This is a genomic window from Patescibacteria group bacterium, assembly GCA_041665585.1.
Taxonomy (GTDB): Bacteria; Patescibacteriota; Gracilibacteria; order JAHISY01; family JAHISY01; genus JAHISY01.
The window spans coordinates 74,950-90,559 of the sequence record JBAYIN010000003.1 but is presented as its reverse complement, the minus strand read 5'-3'; the positions used below and the strand labels follow the sequence as shown (position 1 = coordinate 90,559).

The following is a 15,610-nucleotide window of genomic DNA, read 5'->3' as shown; positions in this document are numbered from 1 at the left end:
GCAGGATGACTTTCGTGCATCTGCATACGCACACGCATTTTTCTCTCCTCGACGGACTTGGCAAGCCCGAGGATTATTTGGCGCGGGCAAAAAAATTAAATATGCCGGCGCTCGCAATTACCGACCACGGCAATGCTTTCGGCTTAATTGATTTTTACCAAAAGGCGCGGGCGGCCGGAATCAAGCCCATTCTCGGAGTCGAGGCTTATGTCGCGCGTTATGGTCGCCACCAAAAACGCTCGGGCGTAGACACGAAACCGTGGCATCTCGTCCTGCTCGCGCGCAATCTCGAAGGTTACCAAAACATTCTTCAGCTCGTCACCAAAGCGAATTTAGAGGGTTTTTATTACAAGCCACGCATCGACTTCGAATTACTCGAGCAATTCGGCAGCGGGCTGATCGGCCTGTCCGCTTGTCTGCAGGGTGAGATTTCACAAAAACTTTTGTCCGAAAATTACGCCGAGGCGGAGGAGGCTGTGCGCCGCTACCAAAAATTTTTCGGGGCGGAAAATTTTTACCTCGAAGTCCAGTCGCATCCGTCGCTGCCCGAGCAAAAAATTGCGAACGAGCGTTTGGTCGCGCTGGCGCGCAAGCTCAGCGTTCCGCTCGTCGCGACGAATGACTGCCACTATGTCGAGCGCGAGGACGCGGAGGCGCAGGATGTCTTGCTCTGTGTGCAGACCGGTAGTCTGGTCAGTGACGAGAATCGCATGCGTATGACGGCGGACGATTATTCTCTGCGTTCGCCCGACGATATGCGCGCGGCGTTTGCGGATATTCCCGAAGCCATCGAAAACACTTTAAAAATAGCTGAAAAATGCAATGTCGAGCTGCCGCTCGGCAAGCGCTTGCTGCCGACTTACGCGACCCCGTTTCAAAAAAAACCGGAAGACTATCTGCGTGAGCTTTGCTACGAGGGTATCAACCACCGTTTCGGCATTCCGATTCCTGCCGAATTTCAGCGCGTCGATGGTGCGGAAGTCGCTGCCAAGATTATTCAAAGTCCGCCCTCGAAAGACGAGACGAAAAAAATTCTCGCGCGCTTGGAATACGAATTGGATGTGATTAACAAAATGGGTTTCGCGAGTTATTTCTTGATCGTCTGGGATTTCGTCAAATACGCGAAGGAAGCGGGAATTACGGTCGGTCCAGGACGCGGCTCAGCGGCGGGGAGTTTGATTGCTTTCGCGCTCGGCATCACCGATCTCAATCCGCTCATCTACGGGCTGCTCTTCGAACGCTTCCTCAATCCCGAGCGCGTGTCGATGCCGGATATCGACATCGATTTCGCCGACAACCGTCGTGACGAAGTTCTCGAATATGTCGCGCAAAAATACGGTCGCGATCATGTCGCCCGCATCATTACTTTCGGCACGCTCGCCGCGAAGGCGGCGGTCAAAGACACGGGTCGGGTTTTCGGTATCTCGTTTGCCGAGATGAATTCTTTCACCAAATTAATTCCTGCGCGTCCGGGAATTACTTTAAATGAAGCACTTGAGGCTGAGCCGGCGCTGCGCGAAGCGGTCCAAAAAGAGCCTTTCAAAAAAGTTTGGACGATTGCCCAAAAACTGGAAGGCGTGATTCGACAGGCGGGTGTGCACGCTTGCGCCGTCGTGATTGCCGACAAAAGTTTGCCGAATTACACACCGCTGCAGACTGCGCCGGGCGATTCCGCGGAGATCATCACGCAGTTTTCGATGCATCCGATTGATGACATCGGACTGCTCAAAATGGACTTTCTCGGCTTGCGCAATCTCACAATCATTCAAAAGTGTCTCAACATCATTCGTCGGACACGCAAAACGGAGATCGACATTTCCGCGCTGCCGATGGATGACAAAAAAACTTTCGAGCTTTTTCAAAAGGCGGAGACGACGGGTGTCTTCCAGTTTGAATCAAGTGGGATGCGCCGTTATCTGAAAGACTTGTCGCCGACGCGCTTCGAAGATTTAATCGCGATGGTCGCGCTCTTCCGTCCCGGTCCGATGGAAAATATTCCCGCTTACATTCGTGGCAAAAACAAGCCGGATTCAGTCAAATACCCTTATCCGATTCTCGAAGAATTTCTACAGGAGACGCACGGAATCGCGGTTTACCAGGAGCAGGTGCAGCAGATTGCCCAGTCTTTCGCCGGGTTTTCGCTCGGTGAGGGTTACCTCATGATCAAGGCGGTCGCGAAGAAAATTCCCGAGCTACTTGAGAAGCAGCGCGAAAATTTCATCAGCGGCGCAATCAAAAAGGGTCACACCAAAAAAGAGGCGGAAAAACTTTTCGCTATCATCGAACCTTTTGCCGGTTATGGTTTCAATAAATCGCACGCGGCGTGCTATGCGCTGATTGCTTACGAGACCGGTTACTTGAAGGCGCATTTTCCCTCCGAATTTCTCGCGGCACTTTTGACTTCTGATCATGGCAATCTCGATCGGCTCGCGATTGACATCGAAGAAGCTTCGAAAATGGGCATTCGTGTGCTGCCGCCGTCGGTCAATGAATCGCTGGCAAATTTCACCGTCGTCGGTGGCGGTGATATTCGCTTCGGGCTGAATGCGATTAAAGGCGTCGGTGAAGGTCCGATTCGCGCGATCTTGGACGCGCGCAAAGCGGGCGGAAAATTCGAATCACTCGCGGACTTCGCCAGTCGGGTCGAGCCGAGCGTAATCAATAAACGCACGCTTGAGGCGCTGGCTTTCGGCGGAGCGCTCGACGATCTCGGCGAACGCGCGGCCATCGCGGCGAGCGCGGCGAGCTTGTCTGAGTTCGCCAAGGCGAGTCGCAATTCGCTCGAGACTGCGCAGGGTTCGCTGTTCGGTGATTCGGTCGTCGCACCGAAGCTCGAATTTCAGCTCGAAAAAGTCACGCCCGCAAGTCGTTCCCAAAAATTAAAATGGGAAAAAGAACTGCTCGGCATGTACATTTCCGCGCACCCGCTCGCCGGACTCAAAAAAGCGCTCGGTAAAAAATTTCACTTGGTCGAAAAATTGGAGAAAAAAAATGTCGGTAAAACTTTCACCGTCGGTGGCATCATCACCAATTTCCGCAAAATTCTCACGAAAAAATCCGGGCAAATGATGGCGTTCGTCACGCTCGAAGATCCGACCGGCATCATCGAAGTTTCGCTGTTTCCGAAAGTTTTCGCCCAGTTCGGTGAGCAAATCGAAAAAGACGAGCTCGTCACGGCGACCGGACGACTCGAATTCCGCAATGATGTTTTCCAAATTTCCGCTAACGAAATCAAAAAAATCGACCTTGAAAGATTGCGTAAAAATGCCGAGGAGAATGGCTTCATCGATGATTCGAACGGCAAGTCTGCGCCGAAAATCAGCGAGCCGCTGCCTGAGGTCAAGCTCGCGACGCCGCTCCAAATTTCCCTGCCGGCCGATGCCGACCCCGCGATTTTGCCGCAATTAAAGCAACTGCTCGTCGCCGCCAAAAGTGAGGTCGGCGCGCTGGTCGAAATTTTAATCGCCGAAGACGCGAAGAAAGTGAAGCGCGTGAAAGTTCCGTTCCAGGTCGCGATTGGCGAGGATTTAGAAAAAGCGATTCAAGGCTTGGCGGCAGGAATTACGATTAAAAACGCACAATGAACTTGCCAAAAATACGCGCGTTAGTTGTCTTCTCGGGCGGGTTGGACTCGATGCTGGCGGTCAAGATTTTGCAAAATGCTGGCTGCGAGGTCGCGGCGCTGACTTTCGAATCACCATTTTTCACCGCCGAAAAGGCGCGCGTTTCCGCGCAAAATTTAGGCATCGAACTTTTTGTCCAAGATTTTTCCGAGACGATTTTGGCACTGGTCAAAAATCCGCCCCATGGTTTCGGTAAAAATTTGAATCCCTGTATCGACTGTCACGCCGCGATGTTTCGGCGCGCTTCTGATTTTGCGGCTGAAGGTTGTTTTCAAATTATCGCGAGCGGGGAAGTTCTCGGACAGCGACCGTTTTCTCAAAATTTAATTGCGTTGCGTCGCGTCACGAAAATCGCCGGTGTTGAAATTTTGCGACCACTTTCCGCCCAGCTTTTGCCCGAAACCTCGTTCGAGAAAAACGGCTTGATTGATCGCGCCAAATTGCTGGACCTGTCCGGGCGTTCGCGTCAGCCGCAATTCGCGCTGGCGGAGAAATTTGGCATTCGCGACTTTCCGCTGCCGGCGGGTGGCTGTCTGCTGACCGAGCCGACCTTTACAGAAAAATTAAAAATTTTGCTTGACCGTGATTCAGCGGCGATGGCGGACGATGTGAAACTACTTAAAATTGCGCGTTTTCTGCCACTCGGTGTGAAAAGTTTCGCGGTGCTCGGTCGTGATTCCGTGGAGAATGAAAAACTGGAAGCGCTCGCGAATTCCACAAATTATGTCATTCAAATGGCCGAGCTCGTCGGACCGACTGCACTCGTCAAAATTAACCAACCCGACGAATTTGCCAAGATATTTCCGCTGGCTGCCGCTGAGATTCGGAGCCGCGGACGCGATTCCAAAAATCTTCCCGGCAAAATCTGGTTCGCAATCTCCGGTGCGGTTTCCGAAGTGCGCGAAATTTAGACGGTCAAAAATTTTCGGAAACGCTCGACTTCATTTTTCGAGCCGACAGCGATGACGGTGCGCTGGTCGAGGTCGAGGACTTTTTCATCGAGAATCGAAGTCTCGAGATTGGTGCTCGCGCCACCTGCCGCTTCGACGATGAAAGCCAGCGGCGCGCATTCGTAAATCAGACGCAATTTCGGCGGGCAACTCGCGCTGCCCGGGTAGCTGAAAATGCCTTTGCCTTTCACCAAAATCTGATGCACATCCGGCACCATGCCGCCGGAATATCGTAATTGATAGCCATTTTCCGCCCAAAAATCGAGCAGCGCGAGGTAATTTTTGTTCTCGGCGCAGGCGCGCAGATTGCCCGGCGCGAACATTTTGCCTTCGCCGATTTCCATTCTCGCAAGCGAAAGTTTCCACTCGCCGTTTTTTTGCAGTGTGAATTCGACTGGTTTCTCGCCGAGGGAAAGCGTGAGTGTCGTGCGTGGTCCGTAAATTGCGTAGCCCGCTGCGACAATCGCGCGGCCAGTTTTGCCGATAAAACCTTTGCCTTTCCAGATTCCGAAAATCGTCCCGACCGCGAGATTCGAATCGACGAGACTTGAGCCATCGAGCGGATCGAAGGCGACGGAAAACTCGCCATCCGCGTGCAAGACTTTTTCATTCGACTGCTCTTCGCTCGCGGCAATCGCGACTGGCGGGCAGCTCTCCAATTCGCCAAAAATAATTTGGTCGGCGAGGACATCGAGCTTCAGCTGGTTTTCACCGAAAGTATTTTGACTGCCGGCTTCGCTCGTCTCGGCTGTCCCGATTTCGGCAGTGATTTTTTTGACCGAATCAGCAAACGCCAGAATCGTGCTCCGCAGATTTTCAGGTGTGTCGGCAAGGAATTTTTCGATAGTCACGCGGGAAGAATACAGGATACAGGCTAAAGAATACAGATTAATTGCGCAAATTCTCAACATCTTTTTCCCAGTTTGCCGGGTTGCTGAGAATATAGACCTGAATGTTATTGTGTTCTTTGTCATCACAAATAATGTGATCGTGGTAGCGCGCTTGCCAAGCAAAATCTTGGCGAATTTCGCGAGCGTGTTTGGTGCAGATTGATTTGAATTGATTGATAATCACGCCGATTGTCCCAGATTTCCATTCTGGATTGTGGTGAGGGTTACATGTTTTTACCATGTTGGTAGAGACGCCCTTGGTAGAGACGCCCTTGGTAGAGACGCCCCATTGGGGCGTCTCTACGGTCTTATCATTCCAATTATCAATGATTAAAATTCCATGAACATGGTTCGGCATTACAACAAATTCATCTAATTTTGTATTTGGAAAATGCTGCGGAATCTCCTGCCAATATTTCTGAACAATTTTTCCAATCGGCGACAGAAACATTTTTTTATTACAAATCTCGCCCAAAAAATTTTCTCTGTTTTTCGTGCAAATAGTGATGAAATAATAACCGTCTGCTGAGTAATCCCAGTTCCTCAGTCGAGTAGATTTGATGCGATATTTTCCGAGGAATTTATCGACCACGCCTGTATTTTAGCGCAGCATCTTCTTCAAATACTGCTTTGATAGATTATTACTGAATTTACTCAAAATCGTAATTCTTCTTATCAATCAGGGTAATAATTTGTCCAAACGATTTCTCGCTTGGTGAAAAGTTTTCCATCGCAAATCGTAAAAGACGGATGACATTTTTTTCGCTAAGCCGATTTGTGAACGTATTGAGGTCAACTTCGTCGCCTAGAATAATTTGGAAAATCATCCTATCTTGCTCGATTTCTTGGATTTGTTTTTGACGAACATCATCTTTCAGCCTTGAGTTTCCACAGCTGGAAAGTCTTTCTTTTGTAATTACGTCGAAAAGGTTCTGCAGATGTTCGCGAGTGAATCTTCGTTGCCTTCTTTCCGAGCCGCGAAGAACCGGATTGATCCTTCCATCTCTTTCCATACTGAAGAGCTTTGATTTAGAAATTCCAGTTATTTCTAAAACCTCTGCCGTAGAATATCCCTTTTGAATTTTACTAGTCATTTTTTAAAAAATAAGGGATAGATTATAGCAAATTGTCCAGCTACTTCAGCATTTTCTTCAAATACTGACCCGTGAAGCTGCGCGCGACTTTCGCGACTTCTTCCGGCGTGCCGCTCGCGAGGATCTCACCGCCGCCGGATCCGCCTTCCGGTCCGAGGTCGATCAAGTAATCGCAGGATTTCAGAACATCGAGATTGTGTTCGATCACGACCATCGTGTTCCCGGCATCGACCAATCTCTGCAGGACTTCAATTAATCTTTTCACATCGTCGAAGTGCAAACCGGTCGTCGGTTCATCGAGGATGTAGAGCGTTTTGCCCGTCGCGCGCTTCGAGAGTTCGGTCGCCAATTTGATTCTCTGTGCTTCGCCGCCCGACAGCGTCGTCGCCGATTGTCCGAGTCCGAGATAGCCGAGTCCGACATCGACGAGCGTGTCGAGCTTCTTTTTGATAGCTGGCTGCGCCGTGAAAAATTCCGCTGCATCTTCGACCGTCATTTCCAGGACATCGGCGATATTTTTCGAGCGATAAGTGATTTCCAGTGCTTCGCGGTTGTAGCGGCGACCGCGGCATTCTTCGCATTCCACATAAATATCAGGCAAAAAATGCATTTCAATTTTCTTCAAACCGTCGCCGCCGCAGGCCTCGCAACGACCGCCTTTCACATTGAAAGAGAAACGCCCGGATTTGTAGCCGCGCAATTTCGCTTCGGAAGTCGCCGCGAAGAGATCGCGGACATCGGTGAAGACGCCGGTGTAGGTCGCGGCATTCGAGCGGGGAGTGCGCCCGATGGGGTTTTGGTCGATGACGATTGCTTTGTCGAGGTTTTCAATGCCGATGAAATCTCGGTGTGCACCGGGCACATCTTTCGAGCGATTCAAGTCGCGCAGCAATCTTTTCGCGAGAATGAAATTAATCAGGCTCGATTTCCCAGAGCCGGAGACGCCCGAGATGCCGATGAAAGTTCCGAGCGGAAAAGTTGCGTCGACATCGCGTAGATTGTGCTCCGTCGCGCCGACGATTTTCAAAAATTTGCCGTTGCCCGGGCGGCGTTTTTTCGGCGTCTCGATTTTCTCTTTACCGGACAAATACGCGCCCGTTTTGCATTTCGTATTTTTCATGATTTCTTTCGGCGTACCCGAGCAGACCACTTTGCCGCCGTGGCGTCCCGCGCCGGGTCCGATGTCGACGATGTAATCCGCCTCGCGCATGATTTCCTCGTCGTGTTCGACGACGATGACTGTGTTGCCGATGTCGCGCAGCTCGACCAAGGTTTGAATCAATTTCGCATTGTCGCGTTGGTGCAGTCCGATTGACGGTTCGTCGAGGACATAAAGCACACCCTGCAATTTCGAGCCGATTTGCGTCGCGAGTCGGATGCGCTGCGCTTCACCGCCCGAGAGTGTGTTCGCGGCGCGGTCGAGCGTGAGGTAGGCGATGCCGACATTTTCCAAAAATGAAAGTCGCGCATCGACTTCTTTCAAAACCAAGTCGGCGACTTTTTTCTCGTTCGGCGAGAGCTTCAAGCTTTTGAAAAAGGCGCGCGCTTCTGTGATCGAGAGTGCCGTCGTTTCAATAATATTTTTCCCGCCGAGCAGGATGCCGAGCACATCCTGGCGCAAGCGTTTGCCGCCGCAGGTTTCGCAATTCTTGAGCAGCATGAATTTTTCCAATTTGTTGCGCACGAAATCCGAATCTGTCTCGCGGTAGCGCCGTTCGACATTCGCGATGACACCTTCGAATTTCGTCGAATATTCGCCTGCGAATCGTTCGCTCGCGAATTCCACTTCGTAGCGTTCGTCGCCCGTGCCGCGCAAAATAACATTGCGGTCATCGTCCGACAATTTGCGCCACGGTTTTTTCAAATCGAAGCCGTGTCGTTCTGCGACCGCGCGCAAAATATTGCCATAATAATCATTCGACGCGAGTGTCACCCAGGGCAGGATCGCGCCTTCTTCGACGGAGAGATCGGGATTCGGAATGATTTTTTTCTCATCGACGGTCAGCTTCGAGCCGAGACCGTGGCAGTCGGGACAAGCGCCGTGCGGTGAATTGAAGCTGAACATGCGCGGCAAAATTTCCGGCAAGCTGATTTCACAATCAGCGCAAGCGAAGGCTTCCGAAAAAGTTAATTCACCAAATCCTCCCGCCCCGCTTTGCGCGTCTTCCCCCCTTTTCGAAAGGGGGGTTGGGGGGGATTCCGCGTCGACGATTTTGATCACGCCGTTGCCGTGTTTCAGCGCGAGCTCGACGGAGTCGGCGAGGCGTGAACGGTCGGGATTCGGCTGCTCGATTTTCTCACCTGTCGAGAGTTTTTTGATAATCGGCTGCAAATTTTTCGTCACGAGGCGGTCGACGACGATTTCGATTGAGTGCTTTTTTTTCGGGTCGAGCGCGAGTTCTTCACTGATCGTCACAACTTTGCCATCGACGCGATAACGCACGAAGCCGTCCTTTTTGATTTTGTCGATTTCGGCGCGGTGTTCGCCTTTGCGGTCGCTGACGATGGGCGCGAGCAGGAGAATTTTCTTGTCCTCGGGCATCGCGGCGATCAGGTCGACGATTTGGCTGGCGGACTGCCGCTCGATTTTCTTGCCGCACTTCGGACAATGCGGTTCACCGATTTTCGCGAAGAGCAGACGCAGATAATCGTAAATTTCCGTGACAGTGCCGACAGTCGAGCGGGGATTGCGGCTCGCGGATTTCTGATCGACCGAAATCGCAGGCGACAATCCGTCGATCGAATCGACATCCGGCTTATTCGTCAGCCCGAGGAATTGCCGCGCGTAAGTCGAAAGGCTCTCGACATATCTCCGTTGACCTTCGGCGTAAATCGTGTCGAAGGCGAGACTCGATTTGCCCGAGCCGGAAAGCCCGGTAATCACAGTCAATTTGTCGCGCGGAATTTCGACATCGATGTTTTTGAGATTGTGGGTGCGCGCACCTTTCACACGGATTTTATTCATGAAACACGGATTTAAGTATTAAGTATTAAGTATTAAATCCTTAATTTATGATTTAAAACTTATGACTTATGATTTAGTTGCACGCGCAAAAAGCGCGAGCTTAACTCAACTGGTGGAGTTTACCGCACAGTGTCGCTTTCGTCAATCAAAATCGCCTGCCAAATTAGTTTGACTTAAGCTTTGGTCTCTAATAATATATCAATGTATATTGATTCAATAAGCATTGATTATGAAAAAAAATCTCTGTTGCCAGGGTGGCTGCAACTCGAAAGCTGATTTCCAGAAAGTCATCGATTTTCTAAAAGTCATCAATGAACCAAACCGCCTGAAAATCGTTTGTTTTCTCAAGCATGGAGAACAATGTGTTTGTGAAATTTGGAAAAAACTTGAGATTCCCCAAAATCTAACTTCGCATCACCTAAAGGCCTTGAAAGAGTTTGGAATCATTGTGTCTCGCCAAGAAGGCAGAAAAATGATTTATTCATCGAACAAAGAAATTATCTCTAAATACGCAGCTCTTTTAAATAATTTTTTAATCGCCAATTTATGAAAATTCAAGTCCTCGGCTCGGGCTGCGCCAACTGCAAAAATCTACACAAAGCAGTTGAAGAGGTAGTCAAAAAATTAAATCTCGATTTCGAAGTGGAATATTCCACCGATATCGTTGAGATCGTAAAACTTGGTGCGCTGAGTAGCCCGGTTTTTGTGATTGACGGTGAGATTGTCACTGCCGGCAAAATTCCGACGGCGGCAGAAATCGAGCAATCACTCGCAGCTAAATTTAAAAAATAACTTAATTAAATGAATATTTTTTACCCGCTCGAAGTACTCGCGAATTGGCTGGCGTTCAGCGTTTTCGGCGTTGCGCCGGGTTCGCAGCTTGGCAGCTCGCTGCAGTTCTTTTTCCTCGACACATTCAAAATTTTCGCGCTCATGCTGGTTATCACGCACTTCATGAGTGCGCTGCGCTACTATCTCCCGATCGAGAAATTGCGGGATTTTCTCGCCACGCATAAATTTTACGGACTCGATTATTTCCTCGCGACTGTTTTTGGCGCCATCACGCCTTTTTGTTCTTGCTCGTCGATTCCACTTTTCATCGGCTTCCTGGAGGCGCAGATTCCGCTTGGTGTGACTTTCGCCTTCATGATTACTTCGCCGCTTATCAATGAAGTGGCGGTGGCGCTTTTCATCAGTATCTTCGGCTGGAAGGTGACTGCGCTCTATGTCGCGGCCGGCATCCTGATCGGCATGGTCGGCGGCTTAATCCTCGGACAGCTCAAGATGGAAAAGTATGTCGCCGATTTCGTGTGGAAAGCGCATGTCCAAAAACAGAATCAACCAACAATCAAAAAAATCGCCTTCCTAAAAATTCTCCCGCAGATCTCACGCGAGGCTTTCGGCATCATCACGAAAATCGCGCTCTACATCGTGATCGGCGTGGGGGTCGGTGCTTTCATCCACGGCTATGTCCCGGAGGGATTCTTCGAAAAATACCTGCAAAGTGCTGGTTTCTGGGGCGTGCCGCTCGCGGTGATTCTCGGTGTGCCGATGTATGCGAATGCCAGTGGCGTGATTCCGATCATTCAGTCGCTAGTCGCCAAAGGCGTGCCACTCGGCACGGCGCTCGCTTTCATGATGGCAGTCGTCGGGCTGTCTTTGCCCGAGGCTTTGATTTTGAAAAAGGTTCTCAAATGGCAACTACTCGCGACCTTCTTCGGAGTCGTGACGGTCGGAATAATTTTGATCGGGTATGGGTTTAATTTGTTGGTTTAAAAAATAGATGAGCTAGGAAAGCGCGATTTTAAACAGCGAAATTTATTACACCAAATATGGTTTGTAGAATAAAGCCAGTTTTTCAACAGTATCCTAAATATCTAAAAATTTTACAATAAACTAAAGAATACCAATTTCTAGGCCAAGGAATAAACCTGCAGTAAAAATTACAAAACCGATTATGTAAGCAAGTACCACCCTAAATGGGAAATAAAATTTTCTATTTAGGATGTAGGTAGCTGAAAGACTTATGGGTAAATATACTACTGCGTATAAGTAAATATCTTCCTCCCTGAGAGGGAATCCTCTCTGCCAAGCCCCAAAAAAAATTGGAATTATTATTGCTATGAGGTATGACAGCGCTTTTTTATTTAACTTATTGAGTCTAATTATATTAAAAAATGCAAAAAATATTAGGCTAATTACTGTGATTGATTCGTAGGACATATACCACCACTTTGGGAAAGACGAATATAGGCAATCCCAAAATGTTCCGTCTGCATAATATATGCATGATTTAAAGTCATTATAACCATAGCCTCCCAAAAAATAGTGGAATATGAATACAATAAAAATTATAATTACAACATAAATATTAAAAACAATGAAATTAGGGTTTAATAGCTTATCTCGTAAATTATTTTCCTTAAAAAATGTTCGCAAATTCATGCTTCCTATTTTAGACTACCTTTGAATAAACAACAAAAAAACATAAATCCAACTAGCCTTCTCCTGACTAGGATTCAGTTACTTCACTCTCAATCCCATCGACTTCGCCGTGCCAGCGATGATTTTCTTCGCGGCTTCGATGTCATTGGCATTGATGTCTGGCATCTTGATAGCAGCGATTTTCGCGAGCTGTGCATCGGTGATTTCGCCGACTTTGTCTTTGTTCGGCGTGCCGCTGCCTTTTTTCAGTCCGAGCTCTTTCTTGATGAGTTCCGCGGTCGGGGGAGTCTTCGTGATGAAAGTAAAACTGCGATCGTCGAAAACAGTGATAATTACAGGGATGATGTCGCCTTTCTGATCTTTCGTGCGCGCGTTGAATTGCGAACAAAAATCCTGAATCGCGACACCGTGCTGACCGAGCGCCGAGCCGACTGGCGGCGCGGGATTCGCAGCACCGGCAGGGATTTGCAGTTTGATCTTCGCTTTGATTGCTTTAGCCATTGGAGAATTAAGTTAGTTAAGGGGTAAGAATTAAGTTAGTTGGTAAGGATTAAGGATTAAGGATTAAGAGAGTCAAGAAAACAAGAAACTTAATCCTGTTTTCTTAATCCTTACTTCTTTTTGACTTGGACGAAGTCGAGCTCGACGGGTGTGTCGCGTCCGAAAATCGAAACATTGACTTTGACTTTGCCTTTCGCCGTGTCGACCAGGCTGACCACGCCTTCGTAGCTCGCGAATGGACCGTCCAGAATGACGACCACATCGCCGATCTTCATCTCAATCTTGAAGCTGGTCTCGGTCGCGCCGACATGTTTCTCGATGATGCCAAATTCTTCCGGCGTGACGGGGACGGGGATGTTGCCGCTGCCGACGAAGCCTGTCACATTCGGTGTGTTGCGCGCGACATACCAGGATTCATCCGTGACGATCATCTCGACCAGAACATAGCCCGGGAAAAGTCTTTTCTTCTCGCTGACTTTTTCACCACGGCGAATCGTCACTTCTTCGACTTTCGGGACTTCGACGCGGAAAATATAATCCTGCATGTTGCAGCTGTCGATGCGTTGCTCGAGCGCACTCTTCACGGCATCTTCGTAGCCTGAATAAGTGTGGATTACATACCAATTTTTGCCGGTATTTTCAGCTTGTTTACCCATTGTTTAAATTGCAAGTTTTAGTAATTGTTGGTAGCTCCAGGCGAGGAGTGTGTCGAGGAAGCCGAGCGTGAGCGCGAAGACGAAGGTGACCGCGAGGACGATGAGTGAAATACGGACTGCCTGCTGGCGCGTCGGCCAGCTCACTCGGTGTAATTCCGAGATTGCTTCGCGAAAGTAATTCAGGATATTCATTTCAATTTTTTTAACCCGCGAATTTTACCACCTCTAAAAAGCTTCCGCGAATTCGAGCGAGATTGTAAATTAGTCGAATACGAAAAGCAAGCCCCCCGCTTTCGCGAGGATAGGCAAGATTTTTTTGTTTGAAAAATTTTTACTTGACTGAATAATTTTTTTACGCAAAATGGGTTGCGTTTTCCTGGAAGAGTGATTAGACTCACCCGGCTTAAATTTCCCAAGAGACATAAGTATTCAGATTTTAAGTTTGAAAACTTAGAGAATTAAGAAATTTTAAGTTTAAAGTTTTAAATTATTTAACCCCCCCATAAAATGGCTGAAGGAACTTACGACCGCAGCAAGCCGCACGTCAATGTCGGTACGATCGGTCATGTCGACCACGGTAAAACTACTTTGACTGCCGCGATTTGTACTTACCTCGCGACCAAAGGACAAGCGAAGGCTCGCAAATTTGACGAAATCGACAACGCTCCAGAAGAGCGCGAGCGTGGTATCACCATCGCGACTTCGCACCAAGAGTACGAGTCAACCAAACGCCATTACGCGCATGTCGATTGTCCGGGTCACGCTGATTATGTCAAAAACATGATTACGGGTGCTGCCCAAATGGACGGCGCGATTCTCGTCGTTTCCGCTGCGGATGGACCGATGCCTCAGACGAAAGAGCACATTTTGCTCGCACACCAAGTCAATGTCCCGAATATCGTCGTCTATCTCAACAAATGCGACATGGTCGATGACAACGAAATGATTGAGCTCGTCGAGGAAGAAATCAAAGAATTGCTCAAGAAAAATGACTTCGACCCAGCCAAGTCGCCGATTATTCGTGGCTCGGCGCTCAAAGCACTTCAGGGTGAAAATTCCGAACTCGGCACGCAGTCGATTGATCGCTTGATTGCTGCGCTCGACGAATACATCGCCGATCCAGTGCGTGATCTCGACAAACCGTTCCTCATGCCGGTCGAAGATGTTTTCTCGATCAAAGGTCGTGGTACAGTCGTCACCGGTCGTATCGACCAGGGTGTCGTCAATGTGAATGACGAAGTTGCAATCATCGGTATCCGCGACACACAGAAATCCATCGTCACTGGCGTCGAGATGTTCCGCAAAACACTCAATCGTGGTGAGGCTGGCGACAACGCTGGTATTCTCCTCCGCGGTATTGAAAAAGATCAGGTCGAACGCGGTCAAGTGCTTGCGAAACCAGGTTCAATCACTCCGCACAAAAAATTCGAGTGCGAAGTTTATATCCTGACGAAAGACGAAGGTGGACGCCACACTCCATTCTTCAAAGGCTACAAACCGCAATTCTACATTCGCACGACTGATGTGACGGGTGATGTCGAATTACCAGCTGGTACTGAGATGGTCATGCCTGGTGACAAAGTCAATTTGGTCGTCACGCTCGGTGTGCCGGTCGCGCTCGACAACAACACACGCTTCGCGATTCGTGAAGGTGGTCGCACAGTCGGAGCGGGAGTCGTCATCAAAGTCATCGAGTAAGAAATAAGTCAGTAAGGATTAAGGAATAAGCATTAAGTTAAATCAAAAGAGGTGACCCGATGGGTTGCCTCTTTTTTTGGCACATGCTGAAATTCCATTCGTTTTGCTCGGCGGTTAATTTTTCCCAAGTATTTTTTCACTTCGCTAGTCGCGCTGCGACCGCCGACCAATTTACAATTTCCCAAAAAGCGGCGACGAACTTAGCTTTTTCATTCTTATAATCCAGGTAAAAAGCGTGCTCCCAGACATCGAGCACGAGCAGAATTTTCGCTTCCGGGAAGTAAATTTTGTTGTGATTTTCAATCGGCGCGAGGAAGAGCTTCTGATTTTCCGGCGCGTAAAGCAGCGCTGCCCAGCCCGAGCCCTCGATGGTCGTCGCGCTGGCAGTGAATTCTTTTTGAAAATTAGCGAAGCTGCCGAAATTCGCCTCAAGCAATTTTTTTAATTCACCGGTCGGTTCGTCACCACTTTGCGGTGCGAGATTTTCCCAGAAGAGTGAGTGCAATTTGTGACCGGCGACATTGAATGACAGCGCGCGCCAGAGTTTCGGATCGACATCGGCATTCGCTGCGCGCGCCGCGGCGATTTTTTCCATCAGTGCATTCGCATTCGCGATATACGCGGCGTGGTGTTTGCTGTGATGCAGTCGCAACTGCTCTTCCGAGATCTGCGGTGCAAGTGCGCCATACTCAAATGGCAAAGCGGGAAGTGTGAAGTCAGGCATTTTGGTAATTTAATAATCAAAGGTTAGCCAAACTAAAGATGGTTGGCAAAATTAGCTGAAAGCT

General features: G+C 49.1%; 15 protein-coding genes. 6 read left to right on the top strand and 9 right to left on the bottom strand.

The features are described from left to right. Positions 1–5: 5 nt before the first annotated feature. Both dnaE and WCV72_02735 read left to right on the top strand, forming a co-directional pair. Positions 6–3,584: a DNA polymerase III subunit alpha gene (gene dnaE / locus WCV72_02740; GenBank protein MFA6458285.1), complete on the top strand. Its 3,579-nt coding sequence runs from the start codon at positions 6–8 to the stop codon at positions 3,582–3,584. Then, complete coding sequence (locus WCV72_02735) at positions 3,581–4,534, top strand: tRNA 4-thiouridine(8) synthase ThiI (protein MFA6458284.1); 954 nt, start codon at positions 3,581–3,583, stop codon at positions 4,532–4,534. The genes dnaE and WCV72_02735 overlap by 4 nt, the downstream gene beginning before the upstream one ends. Here the strand turns inward: WCV72_02735 and WCV72_02730 are convergent. Genes WCV72_02730 through uvrA form a run of 4 tightly spaced genes read right to left on the bottom strand, consistent with a single transcriptional unit; the run spans position 4,531 to position 9,522 of the window. Next, complete coding sequence (locus tag WCV72_02730) at positions 4,531–5,484, bottom strand: fructose-bisphosphatase class I (GenBank protein MFA6458283.1); 954 nt, start codon at positions 5,482–5,484, stop codon at positions 4,531–4,533. The genes WCV72_02735 and WCV72_02730 overlap by 4 nt on opposite strands. Further along, complete coding sequence (locus tag WCV72_02725) at positions 5,462–6,055, bottom strand: transposase (GenBank protein MFA6458282.1); 594 nt, start codon at positions 6,053–6,055, stop codon at positions 5,462–5,464. Before WCV72_02725 ends, WCV72_02730 begins: the two co-directional genes overlap by 23 nt. Positions 6,056–6,113: 58 nt before the next feature. Then, positions 6,114–6,557, bottom strand: a complete 444-nt coding sequence (locus tag WCV72_02720) for a MerR family transcriptional regulator (GenBank protein MFA6458281.1) — start codon at positions 6,555–6,557, stop codon at positions 6,114–6,116. A gap of 40 nt (positions 6,558–6,597) precedes the next feature. Next, positions 6,598–9,522, bottom strand: coding sequence for an excinuclease ABC subunit UvrA (gene uvrA / locus WCV72_02715; protein ID MFA6458280.1), 2,925 nt, complete (start codon positions 9,520–9,522; stop codon positions 6,598–6,600). A 229-nt stretch (positions 9,523–9,751) separates the two neighbouring features. Between uvrA and WCV72_02710 the strand changes: the two genes are divergently transcribed. From WCV72_02710 to WCV72_02700, 3 genes are read left to right on the top strand one after another with little or no spacing between them, the layout of a single operon-like run. Beyond that, a complete protein-coding gene (locus tag WCV72_02710; protein MFA6458279.1) occupies positions 9,752–10,072 on the top strand; it encodes a metalloregulator ArsR/SmtB family transcription factor in 321 nt (106 codons plus the stop codon). Further along, positions 10,069–10,314 (top strand): thioredoxin family protein, encoded by a 246-nt coding sequence (locus WCV72_02705; GenBank protein MFA6458278.1) that lies wholly within the window; start codon positions 10,069–10,071, stop codon positions 10,312–10,314. The genes WCV72_02710 and WCV72_02705 overlap by 4 nt, the downstream gene beginning before the upstream one ends. A gap of 9 nt (positions 10,315–10,323) precedes the next feature. Further along, complete coding sequence (locus WCV72_02700) at positions 10,324–11,298, top strand: permease (GenBank protein MFA6458277.1); 975 nt, start codon at positions 10,324–10,326, stop codon at positions 11,296–11,298. Positions 11,299–11,418: 120 nt separating this feature from the next. On the opposite strand, the gene WCV72_02695 is transcribed toward WCV72_02700, so the two are convergent. The 4 genes from WCV72_02695 to secE all read right to left on the bottom strand — a co-directional run bounded on the left by WCV72_02695 (position 11,419) and on the right by secE (position 13,316). Next, positions 11,419–11,967, bottom strand: a complete 549-nt coding sequence (locus tag WCV72_02695) for a hypothetical protein (protein ID MFA6458276.1) — start codon at positions 11,965–11,967, stop codon at positions 11,419–11,421. 78 nt (positions 11,968–12,045) lie between these two features. Beyond that, positions 12,046–12,468: a 50S ribosomal protein L11 gene (gene rplK / locus WCV72_02690; protein MFA6458275.1), complete on the bottom strand. Its 423-nt coding sequence runs from the start codon at positions 12,466–12,468 to the stop codon at positions 12,046–12,048. 110 nt (positions 12,469–12,578) lie between these two features. Then, on the bottom strand, positions 12,579–13,124 hold the full coding sequence (nusG, locus tag WCV72_02685; GenBank protein MFA6458274.1) for a transcription termination/antitermination protein NusG: 546 nt from the start codon (positions 13,122–13,124) through the stop codon (positions 12,579–12,581). Positions 13,125–13,127: 3 nt separating this feature from the next. After that, positions 13,128–13,316: a preprotein translocase subunit SecE gene (gene secE / locus WCV72_02680; GenBank protein ID MFA6458273.1), complete on the bottom strand. Its 189-nt coding sequence runs from the start codon at positions 13,314–13,316 to the stop codon at positions 13,128–13,130. Positions 13,317–13,631: 315 nt separating this feature from the next. On the opposite strand from secE, the gene tuf reads away from it, so the two are divergent. Then, complete coding sequence (gene tuf / locus WCV72_02675; GenBank protein MFA6458272.1) at positions 13,632–14,822, top strand: elongation factor Tu; 1,191 nt, start codon at positions 13,632–13,634, stop codon at positions 14,820–14,822. Between the two features lie 136 nt (positions 14,823–14,958). Here the strand turns inward: tuf and WCV72_02670 are convergent, their stop codons facing one another. Then, positions 14,959–15,546: a superoxide dismutase gene (locus tag WCV72_02670; protein MFA6458271.1), complete on the bottom strand. Its 588-nt coding sequence runs from the start codon at positions 15,544–15,546 to the stop codon at positions 14,959–14,961. Between the last annotated feature and the right edge of the window lie 64 nt (positions 15,547–15,610).

Coding starts and splice junctions, on each gene's coding strand:
- dnaE (MFA6458285.1), top strand. CDS start 6: ATGACTTTCGTGCATCTGCATACGCACACGCATTTTTCTCTCCTCGAC.
- WCV72_02735 (MFA6458284.1), top strand. CDS start 3,581: ATGAACTTGCCAAAAATACGCGCGTTAGTTGTCTTCTCGGGCGGGTTG.
- WCV72_02730 (MFA6458283.1), bottom strand. CDS start 5,484: ATGTTGAGAATTTGCGCAATTAATCTGTATTCTTTAGCCTGTATCCTG.
- WCV72_02720 (MFA6458281.1), bottom strand. CDS start 6,557: ATGACTAGTAAAATTCAAAAGGGATATTCTACGGCAGAGGTTTTAGAA.
- uvrA (MFA6458280.1), bottom strand. CDS start 9,522: ATGAATAAAATCCGTGTGAAAGGTGCGCGCACCCACAATCTCAAAAAC.
- WCV72_02710 (MFA6458279.1), top strand. CDS start 9,752: ATGAAAAAAAATCTCTGTTGCCAGGGTGGCTGCAACTCGAAAGCTGAT.
- WCV72_02705 (MFA6458278.1), top strand. CDS start 10,069: ATGAAAATTCAAGTCCTCGGCTCGGGCTGCGCCAACTGCAAAAATCTA.
- WCV72_02700 (MFA6458277.1), top strand. CDS start 10,324: ATGAATATTTTTTACCCGCTCGAAGTACTCGCGAATTGGCTGGCGTTC.
- WCV72_02695 (MFA6458276.1), bottom strand. CDS start 11,967: ATGAATTTGCGAACATTTTTTAAGGAAAATAATTTACGAGATAAGCTA.
- rplK (MFA6458275.1), bottom strand. CDS start 12,468: ATGGCTAAAGCAATCAAAGCGAAGATCAAACTGCAAATCCCTGCCGGT.
- nusG (MFA6458274.1), bottom strand. CDS start 13,124: ATGGGTAAACAAGCTGAAAATACCGGCAAAAATTGGTATGTAATCCAC.
- secE (MFA6458273.1), bottom strand. CDS start 13,316: ATGAATATCCTGAATTACTTTCGCGAAGCAATCTCGGAATTACACCGA.
- tuf (MFA6458272.1), top strand. CDS start 13,632: ATGGCTGAAGGAACTTACGACCGCAGCAAGCCGCACGTCAATGTCGGT.
- WCV72_02670 (MFA6458271.1), bottom strand. CDS start 15,546: ATGCCTGACTTCACACTTCCCGCTTTGCCATTTGAGTATGGCGCACTT.